Origin of the sequence: Streptomyces sp. NPDC088733 (assembly GCF_044751185.1) — a bacterium.
Taxonomy (GTDB): domain Bacteria; phylum Actinomycetota; class Actinomycetes; order Streptomycetales; family Streptomycetaceae; genus Actinacidiphila.
Map to the genome: position 1 here is coordinate 68,847 of NZ_JBIVLH010000022.1, position 16,761 is coordinate 85,607.

Below are 16,761 nucleotides of genomic sequence, written 5' to 3' on the forward strand. Positions count from 1 at the left end.
CGGTGCGCACCCGGCTGCTTCCCCTGCTCATTGTGCTCATGGCCGGTGTGCTGCTGGCGCTCGGGTTCCCGCTCGCCGCCAGCCTGGCCGCCGCCCAGCAGCAGCGGGTCGTCGTCGACCGTATCGACGACACCGCGCGCTTCGCCGCGCTCGCCCAGTACGTCAACACCGACACCGGCGGTGAACGCGAGGGCACGCTCAAGGCCGACCTGCTCCAGTACCAGCAGGTGTACGGCATCCGGGCCGGTGTCTTCGGCCGCGACGGGCGGCCGATCGCCTCCGCGCCGGCGGGCTGGCTGCTGCCGGAGGGCGGCGAGGCCCGGACCGCGTACCGCGAGGCGCTGGCCGGGCGCCGCAGCCACGACCCCCGCCAGATCTGGCCCTGGCAGCACCGCCGGCTGCCGGTGGCCTCCCCGGTGGTGCGCGACGGCGATGTCGTGGCGGTCGTGCTCACCGATTCGCCGACCGGCGCGATGCGCTCGCGCATCCTGCGCGGCTGGCTGCTGCTGGCCGCGGGCGAACTCGCCGCCATGGCCGTCGCCGTGGTGGCGGCCTTCCGGCTGACCGGCTGGGTGCTGCGCCCGGTCCGGGTGCTCGACCGGGTCACCCACGACATCGCCACCGGCCGTATGAAGTCCCGTGTCGCGGCCGCCGGCGGGCCGCCCGAACTGCGTCGGCTGGCACGCTCCTTCAACGAGATGGCCGACAACGTCGAGGAGGTCCTCGACCAGCAGCGGGCCTTCGTCGCCGACGCCTCGCACCAGTTGCGCAACCCGCTGTCCGCGCTGCTGCTGCGGATCGAACTGCTCGGCCTGGAACTGCCCGAGGGACACGAGGAGATCGCCTCCGTGCAGGAGGAGGGCAAGCGCCTGGCCTCCGTCCTGGACGACCTGCTGGGCCTGGCCACCGCCGAGCACGCCGGGGCGCACCTCGCCCTCGCCGACGTCGCCGCCCTCACCGCGGAACGCGTCGAGGCCTGGCGGCCGGTCGCCGACCGCGAGGGGGTGGAGCTGTCCTACGACGGTGTCGCGGCGGCCACCGGGTGGGCGGACCGGGTCGCGCTGTCCAGCGCGCTGGACGCCGTCATCGACAACGCCCTGAAGTTCACCCCGAGCGGGGAACGGGTGCGCGTCGGCACCGCCGTGGCGACCCGTCCCGGCCGGGTCGAGATCACCGTGGCGGACGGCGGCCCCGGCCTGAACGGGGACGAACTCGCCCGCATCGGCGACCGGTTCTGGCGCAGCCCGCGCCACCAGAACGTGGACGGCTCCGGGCTCGGACTGTCCATCGCGCGGGTCCTGCTGACCCAGGGCGGCGGCGGCATCTCCTACGCCCCGAACGAGCCGCACGGGCTGCGCGTGACGCTCACCGTGCCCCGAACGGCTCCCTGAGGCCCGGACCGGCCTGACGGGCCAGCGGGTTGGACCCTATGGAGTTGTGGATGCTGAAGTTGACGGCGTCCGAGCGGTAGCGGTCGTCCGACCACTCGACGGGGCGGCCCTTCTGAGTCGTCGTCACCCGCCGCACCCGCAGCAGCGGGCTGCCGCGGCGCACACCGAGCAGTTCGGCGTCCTTGGTGCCGGCCGAGACGGCGTCGATCAGGTGCTCTCCGTAGGCGAAGACCAGGCCGGTGTCGTCGTACAGCCGCTGGGTCACCGACTCGCAGTCGGGCTCTATGCGCCGCACCGCGGGCGCGATCCAGTCCGCGTACACCGTGCGCTCGACCAGGACGTGCTCGCCGTCCAGCCCGCGCACACGCAGGACGTACAGCACGTCGGTGCCCGTGCGCAGGTGCAGGCGGGCGGCGTCCTCCGCGCCGGCCGGCCGGGTCTCGGCGGAGACCACCTCGCCGGAGGCGGCGCGGCCCATGGCGCGGGCCCACTGGGCGAAGCTGCGCAGCTCCGCGAAGCTCTGGCTGCGGCGGCTGGCCAGGACGACCCGGCGGGCGCCCTGCCGGGAGCCGATCAGGCCCTCGGCGGTGAGCGCCGCGATCGCCTGCCGCACCGTGCCGCGCGAGACGCCGTGGCGGGCGGCCAGTTCGGTCTCCGGGGGCAGCAGGGCACCGACCGTGTACTGCTCGTCGTCGATGGCCCGCCGCAGCTCCTCGGCGATCTCCTCGTGCCGCGCCGTCACCGCGTCCCCTTCCGTTCATTCGCCTGCCGTCTGCGCACAACAGGGGTCAGCGTAGACGAGCCGGATTGTTTCCGTCCGCGCGGGCATCGGTCAACTCCCTGACGAGACAAATCGGTTGTCATCAGCGACGTACTGTCCTTCGGCAGCTGTCCGGGGTTCTCGTTGCGTTAACGGAAAGGACATGGATGCCGGGCCTACTGGGGTCCACTTGTTCAAACAAGTGATGCCGGTCCTCGTACCCCCAGGACCCGACACCCCTACCCAGGAGAGTTCCGTGCCCGCGTCCCTCCCGAAGGCGGCAGCCGTCGCCGCCGGTCTTGCCCTGACCGCGCTGGCCCTCAGCGCCTGTGGCTCCGCCCCCGCATCCCAGACCTCCGCCGACGGCAAGAGCGCCGCCACCGCGACCTCCGCCGAGGACTTCGGCGGCATGGACGCCCTCGTGGCCGCCGCCAAGAAGGAGGGCACCCTCAACGCGATCGCCCTGCCCCGCGACTGGGCCAACTACGGCGAGCTGATCGACGGCTTCACCAAGAAGTACGGGATCAAGATCAACGACGAGACCCCGGACGCCGCCAGCCAGGACGAGATCAACGCCGTCACCTCCCGCAAGGGCCAGGACCGCGCCCCCGACGTCCTGGACCTCGGCACCTCCTTCGCGCTCAGCGGTGCCCAGCAGGGCCTGTTCGCCTCCTACAAGGTCGCCTCCTTCGACGACATCCCGGCCGCCCAGAAGGACGCACAGGCGCGCTGGTACAACGACTACGGCGGCTACGTCTCCATCGGCTGCGACGCCAAGGCGGTCAAGGTCTGCCCGACCTCCTTCGCCGACCTGCTCAAGCCGCAGTACAAGAGCCAGGTCGCCATGAACGGCAACCCGACCAAGTCCGGCTCCGCCTTCGGCGGCGTCTACGCGGCGGCCCTGGCCAACGGCGGCTCCTTCGACGACATCCAGGCCGGCCTGGACTTCTTCGCCAAGCTGAAGAAGAACGGCAACTACACGCCCGTCGAGTCCACCCCGGCCACCGTCGAGAAGGGCGAGACGCCCATCTCCATCGACTGGGACTACCTGAACGCCGGCTACGCCAAGGAGTTCGCCAGCAAGGGCCTGGACTGGAAGGTCGTCGTCCCCGAGGACGGCAAGTACGCCCAGTACTACTCCCAGGCGATCAACAAGGACGCCCCGCACCCCGCGGCCGCGCGCCTGTGGCAGGAGTACCTCTACAGCGCCGAGGGCCAGAACCTGTGGCTGAAGGGCTTCGCCCGCCCCGTCCTGATGCCCGCCATGGAGACGGCCGGCACCCTGGACAAGGACGCCGCCGCCAAGCTTCCCCCGGTCACCGGCACGCCGTCCTTCCCGACCGAGGACCAGCAGAACAAGGCCAAGGACGTCCTGGCCCAGGGCTGGGCCAAGGCCGTCACCTCGTGACCGTCACCGTCGCGTCCGCCGCCGACGCCGGGGAGAAGTCCCCGGCGCGGCGGCGCTCCGCCGGCTGGCTCGCGGTGGCCCCCCTGCTCGTCTTCGTGGCGATCAGTTTCGGGGCCCCCGCCCTGGCCATGCTGAACGGCGCCTTCACCGTCAAGGACCCCGCCACCGGGGCCTCCTCGTACACCACGGCCAATCTGACCCACTCGCTGCAGGGTGCCTACCTGACGGCCCTGTGGGGCAGCGTCAAGCTGTCCGCGCTCTCCGCGGCGATCGGCACCGTGTGCGGGCTGCTGCTCGCGCAGGCCGTGGTCACCTCGCGCTTCCGCGCGCTGCGCGAGGCCGTTCTGACCGCCTCCGGTGTGCTCGCCAACTTCGGCGGCGTGCCCCTCGCCTTCGCCTTCGTCGCCACCCTCGGCAACTCGGGCATCCTCACCCGCCGGCTGGGCCTCGCCGACAAGGGCTGGAACCTCTACAGCTTCTGGGGCCTGGTGATCGTCTACCTGTACTTCCTCATCCCGCTGATGGTGCTCACCGTGACCCCCGCGCTGGACGGTCTGCGGGTCCAGTGGCGTGAGGCGGCACAGAACAACGGCGCCACCGGCGTGCAGTACTGGCGGCACGTGGCGCTGCCGGTGCTGGCCCCCTCGCTGCTCGGCGGCTTCGTGCTGCTCTTCGGCAGCGCCTTCGCCGCGTACGCCACCGCCGCAGCGATGGTCGGCAGCTCGGTGCCGCTGGTCCCGCTGCAGATCGCCGACGCCATCTCCGGCAATGTGCTGGTCGGCCAGGAGAACGTCGGCCTGGCCCTCAGTCTCGACATGGTCGTCGTCGCCGGCCTGGTCATGGCGATCTACCTGCCCCTGCAACGACGGAGCGCGCGATGGCTCGTGTGACCACCGCACGGCTGCGGCCCGGCCGGACCCTCGTCCTCGCCTTCGCCGCGATCTACTTCCTGGTGCCGCTGGCCGCCTCGGTGATCTTCACCGTCGACGTCCCCGGCCAGGGCTTCACCCTCGACGCCTACGGGCAGATCTTCACCGCCGAGGGCTTCACCACCAGCCTGCTGCTCTCCCTCGAACTGGCCGTGGCCACCGTGCTCGTCGTGCTGCTGCTCATGGTGCCCGCCATGGTGGCGCTGCGGCTGTCGGTGCCCCGGCTGCGCCCCGTGGTCGAGGTGGTCTGCTCGCTGCCGCTGGTCGTGCCGCCGATCGCCCTGGTCGCCGGCGTCCGCACCGTCCTGGGCTGGGGCCCGGAGTACCTGTCCAGCACGCCCTTGTTCCAGACGTTCGTGGCCGTCCAGAACCCGGACTTCCCCGTGGTGCTGGTCCTCACGGACGTGGTGATGGCGCTGCCCTTCGTCTACCGGGCGCTCGACGCGGGCCTGCGGGCGATCGACGTGCGCACCCTGGTGGAGGCTGCCCGCTCCTGCGGGGCGAGCTACCCGCGCGCGCTGGTCAACGCGGTGCTCCCGAACCTGCGCGGGGCGCTGCTGAACGCCGCGTTCCTCACCCTCGCGCTCGTGCTCGGCGAGTTCACCGTCGCCTCGCTGCTCGGCTTCCAGCCCTTCGCCGTGTGGATCGTCACCGCCAGCGGTTCGCAGGCCCAGTTGTCCGTCGCCGTCTCGGTGCTCAGCCTGCTCGTCACCTGGGTGCTGCTGCTGGCCCTGACGGCGTTCAGCGGGCGCCGTTCCTCGACACGCACCGCCTAGGAGTGACCGACACCATGACCGACACCGTCCCTGCCCCGCCCACCGACGCCGTGTCGCGCGCCGCCGGCGGCGCCACCGTCGAATTCCGGGCGCTGCGCCGGACCTTCGGCACCACCACCGCCCTCAACGGGCTGGACCTGACCGTGCAGCCCGGCGAACTGCTCGCCCTGCTGGGCCCGTCCGGTTGCGGCAAGACCACCGCGCTGCGCATGCTCGCGGGCTTCGAGCACCCCGACTCCGGTCAGGTCCTGGTCGACGGCCAGGACGTCACCTCGACCCCGGCGCACCGCCGCGACGCCGGCATGGTCTTCCAGTCCTACAGCCTCTTCCCGCACCTCAGCGTCGCCGACAACGTCGCCTTCGGACTGCGCATGCGCAAGGTCGGCACCGCCGAGCGCCGCAAGCGCGCCGCCGAGCTGCTGGAGCTCGTCGGTCTGCCGAGCCACGCGGACCGCTTCCCGCACCAGCTCTCCGGCGGTCAGCAGCAGCGTGTGGCGCTCGCCCGCGCGCTGGCGCTGCGGCCGCGTGTGCTGCTGCTGGACGAGCCGCTGAGCGCCCTGGACGCCAAGGTGCGCACCAACCTCCGCGAGGAGATCCGCCGCCTGCAGCTGGAGCTCGGCATCACCACCCTGTTCGTGACCCACGACCAGGAGGAGGCGCTGTCCATGGCCGACCGCGTGGCCGTCATGAACGCCGGCCGCCTGGAGCAGTGCGCCGCCCCCGCCGAGCTGTACGACCGCCCGGCGACCGCCTTCGTCGCCGAGTTCGTCGGCACCAACAGCCGGATCCCGGGACGCCTGGCCGACGACGGGTACGTCGAGGTCCTGGGCCGCCGTCTGCCCGCGCAGAGCGGCACGCCCGAGGGCCAGGACCACCGTGACGGCCGCGACGTCGATGTGCTGGTCCGTCCCGAGGCGGTGAGCGTCGCCGCCGACCCCACCGGTGACGCGCACGTCGTGGCGACCGCCTTCCTCGGCGCGATCACCCGGGTGACCGTCCGGCTGTCCGACGGCACCGACGTCAAGGCCGACCTGCCCAGCACCGAGGCCGCCGTGCTGCCGCCGGGCGCGGCCGTCTCCCTGACCCTGCCCGACCGTCCCGTCCTGGTGGCCGCACGCGCCGCCTGACCCGACCGCACCCCCGACAGCACCGCCCATCCCCCCACACCCCGTTGAAAGAGAGCCCCGTGACCCACCCTCCGACCCACCCGCTCCAGGCCGTCCTGTTCGACATGGACGGCACGCTCGTCGACACCGAGCAGCTGTGGTGGGAGGCGGTCGAGCAAGTGGCCGCGGGGCTAGGGCACGTGCTCGGCGACGCCGACGTGACCGAGGTCCTCGGTCAGGCCGTCGAGCACACCGCCGCACATCTGGTGAGCACGACCGGGACGGCGACCCGCGCCGACGAGCTGGCCGCCGTCCTGCACCACGAGTTCGCGGCCCGGGTCCGGGTCCGTACCGTGCCGCGCCCCGGCGCGATCGAACTGCTCGACGAACTGGCCCGGCACGCCGTCCCCATCGCGCTGGTGTCGGCCTCGTCCCGCGAGGTCGTCGACATCGTCCTGGACGTCCTCGGCCGCGACCGCTTCGCGGTCTCCTTCACCGCCGACGACACCGAGCGCACCAAGCCCGCGCCCGACCCCTACCTCGCCGCGGCCCGCGCCCTGGGCGCCGACCCGGCCTCGTGCGTCGCCGTCGAGGACACCCCGACCGGCGTGGCCTCCGCCGAGGCCGCGGGCTGCCGGGTGCTCGCCGTGCCCTCCCTGGCGCCGATCCCGCCCGGCCCCGGGCGCCTGGTGCTGGACAGCCTGGAGCGGGCCGGCATCGCGGTGCTGCGGGACCTGGTGCACCGCGCGCCGACCTTCCTGGTCCCCGCCTTCACCACCCGCGCCGCCCGCGTCGGCGAGCCCTTCCGCGCCACCGTCGGCGGCCTGCTGCGCGGCGCCCCCGTGACGTGCGCGAAGGCCGCCGGTCCCGGCTGGGCCGAGGTCTCCGCCGACGGCACCGTGACCGGCACACCCGACGCGCCCGGCGAGGCCGAGGTCACCGTCACCGCCACCGACGACACCGGGCGCACCGCCTCGGTCACCGTCCGGGTGCCGGTCGCCGCGGCCGGCGAGCCCCTGGTGCGGCAACTGCGCGTCATGACGTGGAACCTGTGGCTCGGCGGCACGAGGGTCGACGACCACCGCGACAAGCAGCTGCGCGTCCTGCTGGACGCGGACGCCGACGTCGTCGGCCTCCAGGAGACCCGCACCCACTCCGCCAAGGAACTGGCCGAGGCACTGGGCTGGGACTACCACCAGGCCGGCGACAACCTCGGCGTCATCAGCCGCTATCCGATCGTCTCCCGCCACGGCCTGCCCGCCACCCCGTTCTACGGCGGCCTCGGCGCGACCGTCCGTCTCGACGCGGACCGCGACGTCACGCTGTGGAGCGCGCACCTGAACTACACGCCCTACGGCCCCTACGACGCCCTCCACGACCGGCTGCCGGTGGAGGCACTGGCCGAGCGCGAGGCGGCCTCGGGCCGCCTCGGCGAGATCCGGCGGATCCTGCACGACATGGCCGGCGACCTCGACGCCCGCGACACCACCCCGGTGCTGCTGGTCGGGGACTTCAACGTCCCCTCCCACCTGGACTGGACCGCCGCGGCGGCCCCGCTGCACGGCGGCCGCGAGGTGCCCTGGCCGGTCACCCTGGAGGCCGAGGCGGCCGGGCTGCGCGACTCCTACCGCGACGCCCGCCCCGACCCGGTGCGCGACCCCGGCACCACCTGGTCGCCGGTGAACCCCGAGCCCGAACCGCAGGACCGGATCGACTTCGTGCTCTACGCGGGCCGCGGGCTGGAGGTCCTGGACTCCACCGCACTGGTCACCGGCGAGCCCCGCCCCGAGCCCGACGTCGCCGGCAACGCGTGGCCCTCCGACCACGCCGCCGTCGTCACCACCTTCGCGCTGCGCTGAGCCCCGCGGGGCCGCCCGGGGACCCCGGCGCCGTCAGGCGCACTCCTCCATCTCCTCGGGCGGCCGCTGGTCCGCGAGCTGCTGCGGGGTGAGCGGCTTGAGGTGCTTGATGTACGACGCCCGCCAGGCACCCGAGGTGATCTCGTCCTGGATCGCGTCGCATATGGCGTGCTTCAGCGCGGGCTCGTTCTTCTGGATGCCCACGCCGTACTCCTCGATCCCGAAGGGCACGCCCAGCAGGCGCAGTTGCGCGGGGTGCTGGGCCCGGTAGCCGGCGAGGATGATGTCGTCGGTGGAGACGGCGTCGACCTGGCCTTTGAGCAACTCGTCGACGCAGATCCCGTACGACGCCTGCTGGTCGGTCTTTATCAGCGGGAACTGGTTCCGCAGGCGCTCCGCGGGCGTGGAGTCGGTGACCGTGCACACGGTGCGGCCGAACAGGTCCTGCGCGCCGTGGATGGGCGAGTTCGTGCGCACCAGGAAGTCCTGCGCCGCCTGGTAGTAGGGGCCCGCGAAGTCGACCTGCTTCTTGCGTGGTTCCGTGATCGAATAGCTCGCCACTATCAGGTCGACCTGGCCCGCCTTCAGGCGGTACTCGCGGGACTGCGTGTCCACGACCGTGAACTGGACCTGCTGGAACCCCAGATGACGGGCGATCGCCCAGGCCAGATCGATGTCGAAGCCCTCGTAGCCGCCCTTGGCGTTCGCCTGGCTCAGCCCCGGCTGGTCCTTCTTGACACCGACGAGCAGATAGCCGCGCGCACGGGCCGCCTGGTACGTCGGCGACCCGGCCAGCCGCAGCCCGTTGCCGTCCCGCAGCCCGTCGGTGGCGAACCAGCCCGCCGCCGCCAGCACCACCAGCCCCACGCCGCCCGCCAGCAGCGCGCGCCAGCGCCGCCACGCGGGGCGCCCGGCGGGCCGCGGGGCCGGCCCGGAGCCCTCCGACGCGGACGGGTCCGTGAGCTGCTCCTGGACCGGCGTCGACTCCGTCCCCGTGGCCTGCGGGTCGTAGTCGGTGAGGACGGGCAGAGGGAACTGCGGGGTCTCCTGCGCCACGTGCTGCAGCAACTGCTCGGCGCGCTGCGCCGTCATCCGCGCCGCCGGGTCCTTCATCAGCAGGCCGTCGACCAGGGGCCGCAGGGGCCCGCCGTGCGTCATCGGCGGCGGCTCCGAGGTGCGCACCGCCTCCAGCACCTCGTACGGCGTCGGCCCCCGGAAGGGCGCCCTGCCCTCGACCATCTCGTACAGCGTGACGCCCAGCGACCACAGGTCGGCGGCGGGCGTGGGGGGCTGCCGGTTGGCCACCTCGGGGGCGAGGTACTGCGGGGTGCCCACGGTCTCGTGCAGCCGCGTCACCTGGGCCGCGCCCTCGAAGGTGGCGATGCCGAAGTCCATCAGCACGGCGCGGCCATCGCGCCGGAAGAGGATGTTGTGCGGCTTCACGTCCCGGTGCAGCACGCCGGCCGCGTGCACCGCGCGCAGTCCGCGCAGCACCTCCAGACCGATCCGTGCCGCCTGCATCGCCGGCAGCCGGCCCCGCTCGCGCAACTGGTCCGCCAGCGAGTGCGGGTTGACCTGTTCCATGACGATCCAGACCTGGCCTTCGGCCTCGATCACGTCGTGCACCGCGACCACGTGCTCGTGCCCGATCCGGGCGATCGCCTGCGCCTCGCGGCGCGCCCGCTCCACCCACTGCGCCTGCGTCTCGGGGTCCAGCGCACCGCGGAACAGCAGTTCCTTGACGGCGACCTGACGGCCGAGCCGGTTGTCGTACGCCTCCCAGACCACGCCCATGCCGCCGCGCCCGAGCTGCCGGCGCAGCTCGTAGCGGCCGTCGATGAGGGTCTCCGGAATACCCTCAGTGCTCATGCCTGTGCCCCCATCGGTCCGTGGTCGGCTACAGGTTATGGGGCGGCGCAAGGGATGAACATCGGCCCCCGGGAAGGGAGATGATCACATGTCGGACGGAACGCCGCTTAAAGGGCCTGCTTCCCGCGCGCCGGGGCACGGCGCGATGCCGCGGGGAGCACGCCGGCGGGTCTACGGCTTCACGGAGCGGTAGTAGCGCTCGGCCCCCGCGTGCAGCGGGAGCGGGTCGGTGAAGACGGCCGTCCGCAGATCCACCAGCTGTGCGGCGTGCACCTCCTGGCCGATCCGGTCCCGGCTGTCGATGACGGTCCGGGTGAGCCGCTCCACCAGCCCGGTGTCCTCCCGGTCCGTGGTGATCAGCAGATTGGCCACCGCGATCGTCTGCACGGCCCGCCCGCCCTGGATCATCGGGTAGGCGTCCGCCGGCATCAGGGCCTGCCGGTAGTAGCCGGACTCGTCGCGCCCGGAGTGCAGCGCCGTTACGAGGTCGCCGAGCTGGACGAGCCTGATGTCGGAGCGCTCCGCCAGATCCGTCACGGCCTTGGTCGGCAGCCCGCCCGACCAGAAGAACGCGTCCAGCTTGCCCTCGCGGAGCAGTTGCGGCGCCGTGTCGATGCCGACGGGCTCCCGGTGCACGTCCCCCTTGTGCCCGAGGCCCGCCGCGGTGAGCAGCCGCCGCGCTATGAGGTTCACCCCGGAACTGGGCTGCCCCACCCCGACGCGCAGGCCCCGCAGGTCCTTCGCCGACCGCACCCGGGAGCCGGCGGGCACCACCAGCTGCATGTAGTCGTCGTACAGCCGGGCGCAGGCCCGCAGCCGCCCGGCCCCCGCGCCCCGGTAGTCCGCGACCGCGTCGGCCGCGGCGATGGCGAAGTCCGCCTTGCCGGTCGCCACCCGCCGCACGTTGTCCACCGAGCCCTCGGACGGCACGAGCCGCACCTGGACGCCCGGCAGATCGGTGCGCAGGTAGGGCTGGAGCCGCTTGCCGTAGGTCTCGTAGACCCCGTTGCGCGACCCGGTCGAGAACGACACCGTTCCCCGGGGGCGCGACGGCCCGTCGGCGGGCAGCAGCCACCACAGCAGCAGCGCGGTCGCCGCCGCGCTCGCCAGCACCGCCTGCACGGCCCGGCGCCTGCCGATCCGGGGAGCCTTCATCCGGGCGATACTGCCAGCCCCCTCCCGCCCTGGCCAGCGTGCGCCCGCTCCGCCGCGGGCCCGTCCGGGGGGAACGCGAGCACGAGCGCCTCCGGCGCCCCCTTACCCTGGACGGGTGCAGCGTGAAGAGCAGGATGTGAAGAGCTACGAGATCCGCACCTACGGGTGCCAGATGAACGTCCACGACTCCGAGCGGCTGGCGGGCCTCCTGGAGGCGGCCGGCTACGTCCGGGCGCCCAAGGACGCAGACGGCACCGTGGCCGCGGACGTCGTGGTCTTCAACACCTGCGCGGTCCGCGAGAACGCCGACAACCGCCTGTACGGCAACCTCGGCCGCCTGGCCCCGCAGAAGGCGGCCCGCCCGGGCATGCAGATCGCCGTCGGCGGCTGCCTGGCGCAGAAGGACCGCGACACGATCGTGAAGAAGGCCCCCTGGGTCGACGTCGTGTTCGGCACCCACAACATCGGCAGCCTGCCGGTGCTGCTGGAGCGCGCCCGGGTCGCGGAGGAGGCCCAGGTCGAGATCGCCGAGTCGCTGGAGACCTTCCCCTCCACGCTGCCGACCCGGCGGGAGTCCGCGTACGCGGCGTGGGTGTCGATCTCGGTCGGCTGCAACAACACCTGCACCTTCTGCATCGTCCCCGCGCTGCGCGGCAAGGAGAAGGACCGCCGCCCCGGCGACATCCTCGCCGAGGTCGAGGCCCTGGTCGCCGAGGGCGTCGTCGAGGTGACCCTGCTCGGCCAGAACGTCAACGCGTACGGCTCCGACATCGGCGACCAGGAGGCCTTCAGCAAGCTGCTGCGCGCCACCGGGAAGATCGACGGGCTGGAGCGCGTGCGCTTCACCTCGCCGCACCCGCGCGACTTCACCGACGATGTGATCGCGGCCATGGCCGAGACCCCGAACGTGATGCACCAGCTGCACATGCCGCTGCAGTCCGGTTCCGACACGGTGCTGCGCGCCATGCGCCGCTCCTACCGGCAGGACCGCTACCTCGGCATCATCGAGAAGGTGCGCGCGGCCATGCCGGACGCGGCCATCTCCACCGACATCATCGTGGGCTTCCCCGGCGAGACCGACGAGGACTTCGAGCAGACGCTGCACGTGGTGCGCGAGGCACGGTTCGCCCAGGCCTTCACCTTCCAGTACTCCAAGCGCCCGGGAACTCCCGCCGCCGAGATGGACGGGCAGGTGCCCAAGGCCGTCGTGCAGGAGCGGTACGAGCGCCTGGTCGCGCTCCAGGAGGAGATCTCCTGGGAGGAGAACAAGAAGCAGGTCGGCAGGACCCTGGAGATCCTGGTCGCCGAGGGCGAGGGCCGCAAGGACGACGCCACGCGGCGGCTGTCCGGGCGCGCCGGCGACAACCGCCTGGTGCACTTCGCGCCGCCGGCCGGGCCCGTGCGCCCCGGCGACATGGTGACCGCCGAGATCACCTACGCCGCGCCGCACCACCTGCTCGCGGAACGCCCCGCCTTCGCCGTCCGGCGCACCCCGGCGGGCGACGCCTGGGAGCGCCGCACCGCGGCCGCGGCCGCCAAGCCGGCGGGCGTGATGCTCGGGCTGCCGACGATCGGCGTCCCGGCGCCGGTGCCCGCGGCCGCGCCCGGCTGCGCCGCCCACTGACCCGCCGGGTACCCGGCGGCACAACAGCAGATCCAAGGGGGACGGCATGAGCCGGTGGGGACTGTTCGTCGAGGAGACCGCAGGCAGCGGCGACAGCAGGCGCTGGGAGTTCGACCTGCTCGGCCACGCCGACGGCAGCCGTGAGGACGCGCTGCGGGCCCTGGAGGGCGCGGCGCAGGCCTTCCGGCCCCGCAAGCCGCTGAGCGTACGGCGCACCTCGACCTACCGCACGGCCGACGGCCTGCTCCAGGTGAACGAGGGCATGACCACGACCTACATCTGCCGCTTCACCGTCGCCGAGCTGGTCGCCGACAGCAAGGACCCCTCGGTGGCGGCCACGCCCCGGGACCGTGTGCCCGAGGGCTGGTGAGCCGGCGCGCGTTAGGCTTCCGATCATGCTGGTCGCCGCCGCCGTGTGCCCCTGTCCGCCGCTGCTCGTGCCCGAGGTCGCCGCGGGTGCCTCCGCCGAGCTGGACGCCCTGCGCGCCGCCTGTGCCGACGCGCTGGCCGTCGTCGCCGCGGCCCGCCCGGACCTGCTCGTCGTGGTCGGCGCGGTCGCTGCGGGGGAGGGCTCGCACGTCTGGGAGGGCGGGGGCACCGGGTCGCTGCGCCCGTACGGAGTGAACCGCGCGGTGCGCCTGGGCGACGGCTCCGACCCCGAGCCGCTGGCTCCCGCGCTGACGGTCGCCGCCGTGCTGCTGGACGACGCCCGCCTGGCCGCGCCCCTGCACGGCTGCGCGGTGCCCGAGGACGCCCCGGTGGCGCGCATGCTGGAGCTGGGCCGGGGGCTCGCGGACCTGGCCGACCGGGTCGCGCTGCTCGTCATGGCGGACGGCACCAACTGCCGCACCCTCAAGGCGCCCGGCTACCTGGACGACCGGGCCGAGGCCTTCGACGCGTCCGTCGCGCGGGCACTGGGCGGCGCGGACACGGCCGCACTGGCCGGGCTGGACGCGGGGCTGGCGAGCGAGCTGGGAGCGGCGGGCCGCGCACCGTGGCAGGTGCTGGCCGGTGCGGGGGAGCAGGCCGGACTCGGCGGCGCGCTGCTGTACGACGAGGCGCCCTACGGAGTGGGCTACTTCGTGTCGGTCTGGTCCTAGTCCCGCTTTTCCTTCATCTGACCCAGGGCGCCCTTGGTCTTGTCCACGCCCGAGTCGATCTTGCTGCTGTACTTGTGCTTGGTCTTCTCGTCCACCGTGTGCGCGACCTTGTCGAGCTTGGACTCGATCGCGTCGCCGTGGCGCTCCACGAAATCCCCGGCCTTGACCCTGGCCTGCTCGGCTTTGGCCTTCAGCGTGTCCATGAAGCTCATGGCTCACCGTCCCCTGCGTGGAATAGCCCGAAATGACCTTTTCTGTTTGATGATGCTACCCGTCCGGGGGTGAATCCGCGCCGCCGGAATTTGCGAAACTGTGCACGTGAAGAACGACGCCCCCCACGTGATCGCCGTCGTCGGCCCCACGGCCGCCGGCAAGTCCGACCTCGGTGTCGCCCTGGCCCGGGCCCTGGACGGTGAGGTGATCAACGCCGACTCCATGCAGCTGTACCGCGGCATGGACATCGGCACCGCCAAGCTCGCCGAGGAGGAGCGGCACGGCGTCCCGCACCACCTCCTGGACATCTGGGACGTCACGGAGGCCGCCAGCGTCGCCGAGTACCAGCGCCTGGCCCGTGCCGAGATCGACCGGCTGCTGGCCGCCGGGCGCAGCGCCGTCCTCGTCGGCGGCTCCGGCCTCTACGTGCGTGCCGCGATCGACGCCCTGGACTTCCCCGGCACCGACCCCGAGGTCCGGGCCCGGCTGGAGGCCGAGCTGGAGGAGCGGGGCTCCGGGCCGTTGCACGCCCGCCTCGCCGCCGTCGACCCCGAAGCGGCGCGAGCGATCCTGCCCAGCAACGGGCGGCGGGTCGTGCGCGCACTGGAGGTCGTGGAGATCACCGGCCGTCCCTTCACCGCGAACCTGCCCGACGCCCACTCCAAGGGGTCGGTCTACGACACCGTCCAGATCGGCGTCGACGTGCCGCGCCCCGAACTCGACGAGCGGATCGCGCTGCGTGTCGACCGCATGTGGGACGCCGGGCTGGTCGGCGAGGTGCGGGCACTGGAGGCGGCCGGTCTGCGCGAGGGGCGGACCGCCTCCCGGGCGCTCGGTTACCAGCAGGTTCTGGCCGCGTTCCTGGGTGCCTGCACCGAGCAGGAGGCGCGCGACGAGACCGTGCGCGCCACCAAACGCTTCGCGCGCCGTCAGGATTCGTGGTTCCGCCGGGACAGCCGTGTGCACTGGCTCGGCGGACGCGGCGAGGAACTGGTGGCCCAGGCCCTCGCCCTGTTCGACCCGGCCCGGCCCAGCGGTCACAGCCTGATCACGTGATGGCATCGGGACGCCCCACCGGCACTTGACGCCACTTCGGCCGTGCCATCATCGAGCATCGGGCTACGGTGTCGGACTCTTTGGAGGGCGCGTGGCGATGGAAGCCGGCCCTCGCAACGGACCGCAACCGGAACAGGCGGAGGGTGCCGCGGACGCGGAGCACGACCGCCTGGTCGTCGACGGACCCCTGGAGGACCCGCTCGACGCGCAGACCCTCGCCGAGGAGGAGCAGTCCTTCAGCGAACTGCGCCCCGAGCGCCGGCTGCGGGTCTGGCAGATCGCCCCGATCGTCGGGCTGGGCGCGCTCGGCTCGCTGATGTTCGCCTTCCCGCTCGCCTTCGAGACCGGCGACGGCGGTGCCGTGGTCGCCATGCTCGGCTTCCTGCTGGGCTGCTGCGCGGCCGGCTGGGGCCTGATGGCCGCCCGCAAGGTCGGTCACACCTGGCCGGGACTGCCCGCCCGCGGCTCCGAGCGGCGCCCCGACTGGCGCTACCTCGCCCTGTACGCGGCGATCATCCTCGTGCTGGCGCTGCTGGCCTTCTGGCGCGTCGCCCGCCTGCGCTGACCCGTAGGATCGGGGGCATGACCACCGCCGCACCGCAGGGCCTGCCGTTCCTCAAGGGGCACGGCACGGAGAACGACTTCGTGATCGTCCCCGACCACGACGGGGAGCTCGACCTGACCCCCGCCATGGTCGCCCGGCTGTGCGACCGCCGGGCCGGGATCGGCGCGGACGGCGTGCTGCGGGTGGTCCGCTCGGCGAAGCACCCCGAGGCCGCGGCGATGGCCGCGGAGGCCGAGTGGTTCATGGACTACCGCAACGGCGACGGCAGCGTCGCCGAGATGTGCGGCAACGGTGTCCGGGTCTTCGCCCGTTACCTGGAGCACGCCGGTCTCGCGGAGGCGGGCGACCTCGCGGTCGCCACCCGCGCCGGCGTGCGGCGCGCGCACCTCGCCAAGGACGGCGACGTCACCGTGGACATGGGACGTGTCGCGCTCCCCGCGGGGGAGGTCGAGGTCTCCGTCGGCGGGCGCCGCTGGCCGGCCCGCAACGTGAACATGGGCAATCCGCACGCCGTCGCCTTCGTCGACGACCTCGCCGACGCCGGCGACCTGCTGACGTCCCCGGTCTGGGAGCCCGCCGCGGCCTACCCGGACGGCGTGAACGTCGAGTTCGTGGTCGACCGGGGCCCCGGGCACGTCGCCATGCGCGTCCACGAGCGCGGCTCCGGCGAGACCCGCTCCTGCGGCACGGGAGCCTGCGCCGTCATGGTCGCCGCCGCCCGCCGCGACGGGATCGACCCGGCGGTGACGGGCCGTCCGCAGACGTACACCGTGGACGTGCCCGGCGGGCGCCTGACCGTCACCGAACACCCGGACGGCACCGTGGAGATGACCGGCCCGGCCGTCATTGTCGCAACAGGCGTGATCGATCCGGTCCTGATGCGCGAGGGCGCATAAGCGTACCCGTCCCCCGGGGTGTTCATTCGCTCGAACGGGTGATGCCGATCACGC

The 16,761-nt window shown here is 73.1% G+C and carries 16 protein-coding genes; 12 read left to right on the top strand and 4 right to left on the bottom strand.

Going from position 1 to position 16,761, the window contains the following annotated elements; all coding sequences use genetic code 11:
* Positions 1-2 precede the first annotated feature (2 nt).
* Positions 3-1,391, top strand: a complete 1,389-nt coding sequence (locus ACIP64_RS31380) for a sensor histidine kinase (RefSeq protein ID WP_401593239.1) — start codon at positions 3-5, stop codon at positions 1,389-1,391.
* Here ACIP64_RS31380 and ACIP64_RS31385 read toward each other — a convergent pair.
* Positions 1,366-2,133 carry a GntR family transcriptional regulator gene (locus ACIP64_RS31385; RefSeq protein WP_401593241.1) on the bottom strand — a complete coding sequence of 256 codons (768 nt, stop codon included), beginning with the start codon at positions 2,131-2,133 and terminating at the stop codon, positions 1,366-1,368. The genes ACIP64_RS31380 and ACIP64_RS31385 overlap by 26 nt on opposite strands.
* Before the next feature lie 274 nt (positions 2,134-2,407).
* Between ACIP64_RS31385 and ACIP64_RS31390 the strand changes: the two genes are divergently transcribed.
* From ACIP64_RS31390 to ACIP64_RS31410, 5 genes are read left to right on the top strand one after another with little or no spacing between them, the layout of a single operon-like run.
* Complete coding sequence (locus ACIP64_RS31390) at positions 2,408-3,559, top strand: ABC transporter substrate-binding protein (protein ID WP_401593243.1); 1,152 nt, start codon at positions 2,408-2,410, stop codon at positions 3,557-3,559.
* Positions 3,556-4,449 (top strand): ABC transporter permease, encoded by an 894-nt coding sequence (locus tag ACIP64_RS31395; protein ID WP_401593246.1) that lies wholly within the window; start codon positions 3,556-3,558, stop codon positions 4,447-4,449. Before ACIP64_RS31390 ends, ACIP64_RS31395 begins: the two co-directional genes overlap by 4 nt.
* A complete protein-coding gene (locus tag ACIP64_RS31400; RefSeq protein WP_401593249.1) occupies positions 4,437-5,264 on the top strand; it encodes an ABC transporter permease in 828 nt (275 codons plus the stop codon). Before ACIP64_RS31395 ends, ACIP64_RS31400 begins: the two co-directional genes overlap by 13 nt.
* A gap of 14 nt (positions 5,265-5,278) precedes the next feature.
* Positions 5,279-6,391: an ABC transporter ATP-binding protein gene (locus tag ACIP64_RS31405; protein ID WP_401593252.1), complete on the top strand. Its 1,113-nt coding sequence runs from the start codon at positions 5,279-5,281 to the stop codon at positions 6,389-6,391.
* A 59-nt stretch (positions 6,392-6,450) separates the two neighbouring features.
* A complete protein-coding gene (locus ACIP64_RS31410) occupies positions 6,451-8,229 on the top strand; it encodes an HAD-IA family hydrolase (protein WP_401593254.1) in 1,779 nt (592 codons plus the stop codon).
* Between the two features lie 33 nt (positions 8,230-8,262).
* Here the strand turns inward: ACIP64_RS31410 and ACIP64_RS31415 are convergent, their stop codons facing one another.
* Together ACIP64_RS31415 and ACIP64_RS31420 are read right to left on the bottom strand one after the other, a co-directional pair.
* Positions 8,263-10,098 (bottom strand): bifunctional serine/threonine-protein kinase/glutamate ABC transporter substrate-binding protein, encoded by a 1,836-nt coding sequence (locus ACIP64_RS31415; RefSeq protein ID WP_401593256.1) that lies wholly within the window; start codon positions 10,096-10,098, stop codon positions 8,263-8,265.
* A 171-nt stretch (positions 10,099-10,269) separates the two neighbouring features.
* A complete protein-coding gene (locus tag ACIP64_RS31420) occupies positions 10,270-11,253 on the bottom strand; it encodes a TAXI family TRAP transporter solute-binding subunit (RefSeq protein ID WP_401593259.1) in 984 nt (327 codons plus the stop codon).
* 136 nt (positions 11,254-11,389) lie between these two features.
* On the opposite strand from ACIP64_RS31420, the gene miaB reads away from it, so the two are divergent.
* The 3 genes from miaB to ACIP64_RS31435 are packed head-to-tail and all read left to right on the top strand — an operon-like array spanning position 11,390 to position 13,977.
* Positions 11,390-12,877, top strand: coding sequence for a tRNA (N6-isopentenyl adenosine(37)-C2)-methylthiotransferase MiaB (gene miaB, locus ACIP64_RS31425; RefSeq protein WP_401593389.1), 1,488 nt, complete (start codon positions 11,390-11,392; stop codon positions 12,875-12,877).
* Between the two features lie 46 nt (positions 12,878-12,923).
* Entirely contained in the window at positions 12,924-13,247 is a 324-nt protein-coding gene (locus tag ACIP64_RS31430) for a hypothetical protein (RefSeq protein WP_401593261.1), read from the top strand.
* Positions 13,248-13,272: 25 nt separating this feature from the next.
* Positions 13,273-13,977 carry a class III extradiol dioxygenase subunit B-like domain-containing protein gene (locus ACIP64_RS31435; protein ID WP_401593264.1) on the top strand — a complete coding sequence of 235 codons (705 nt, stop codon included), beginning with the start codon at positions 13,273-13,275 and terminating at the stop codon, positions 13,975-13,977.
* On the opposite strand, the gene ACIP64_RS31440 is transcribed toward ACIP64_RS31435, so the two are convergent.
* Complete coding sequence (locus tag ACIP64_RS31440; protein ID WP_360912803.1) at positions 13,974-14,189, bottom strand: antitoxin; 216 nt, start codon at positions 14,187-14,189, stop codon at positions 13,974-13,976. The genes ACIP64_RS31435 and ACIP64_RS31440 overlap by 4 nt on opposite strands.
* A gap of 106 nt (positions 14,190-14,295) precedes the next feature.
* On the opposite strand from ACIP64_RS31440, the gene miaA reads away from it, so the two are divergent.
* The 3 genes from miaA (at position 14,296) to dapF (ending at position 16,707) form a co-directional block, all read left to right on the top strand.
* Entirely contained in the window at positions 14,296-15,246 is a 951-nt protein-coding gene (miaA, locus tag ACIP64_RS31445) for a tRNA (adenosine(37)-N6)-dimethylallyltransferase MiaA (RefSeq protein WP_401593267.1), read from the top strand.
* A gap of 97 nt (positions 15,247-15,343) precedes the next feature.
* Positions 15,344-15,811 carry a hypothetical protein gene (locus ACIP64_RS31450; RefSeq protein ID WP_360912894.1) on the top strand — a complete coding sequence of 156 codons (468 nt, stop codon included), beginning with the start codon at positions 15,344-15,346 and terminating at the stop codon, positions 15,809-15,811.
* 17 nt (positions 15,812-15,828) lie between these two features.
* Entirely contained in the window at positions 15,829-16,707 is an 879-nt protein-coding gene (gene dapF, locus ACIP64_RS31455; RefSeq protein ID WP_401593270.1) for a diaminopimelate epimerase, read from the top strand.
* Positions 16,708-16,761 lie beyond the last annotated feature (54 nt).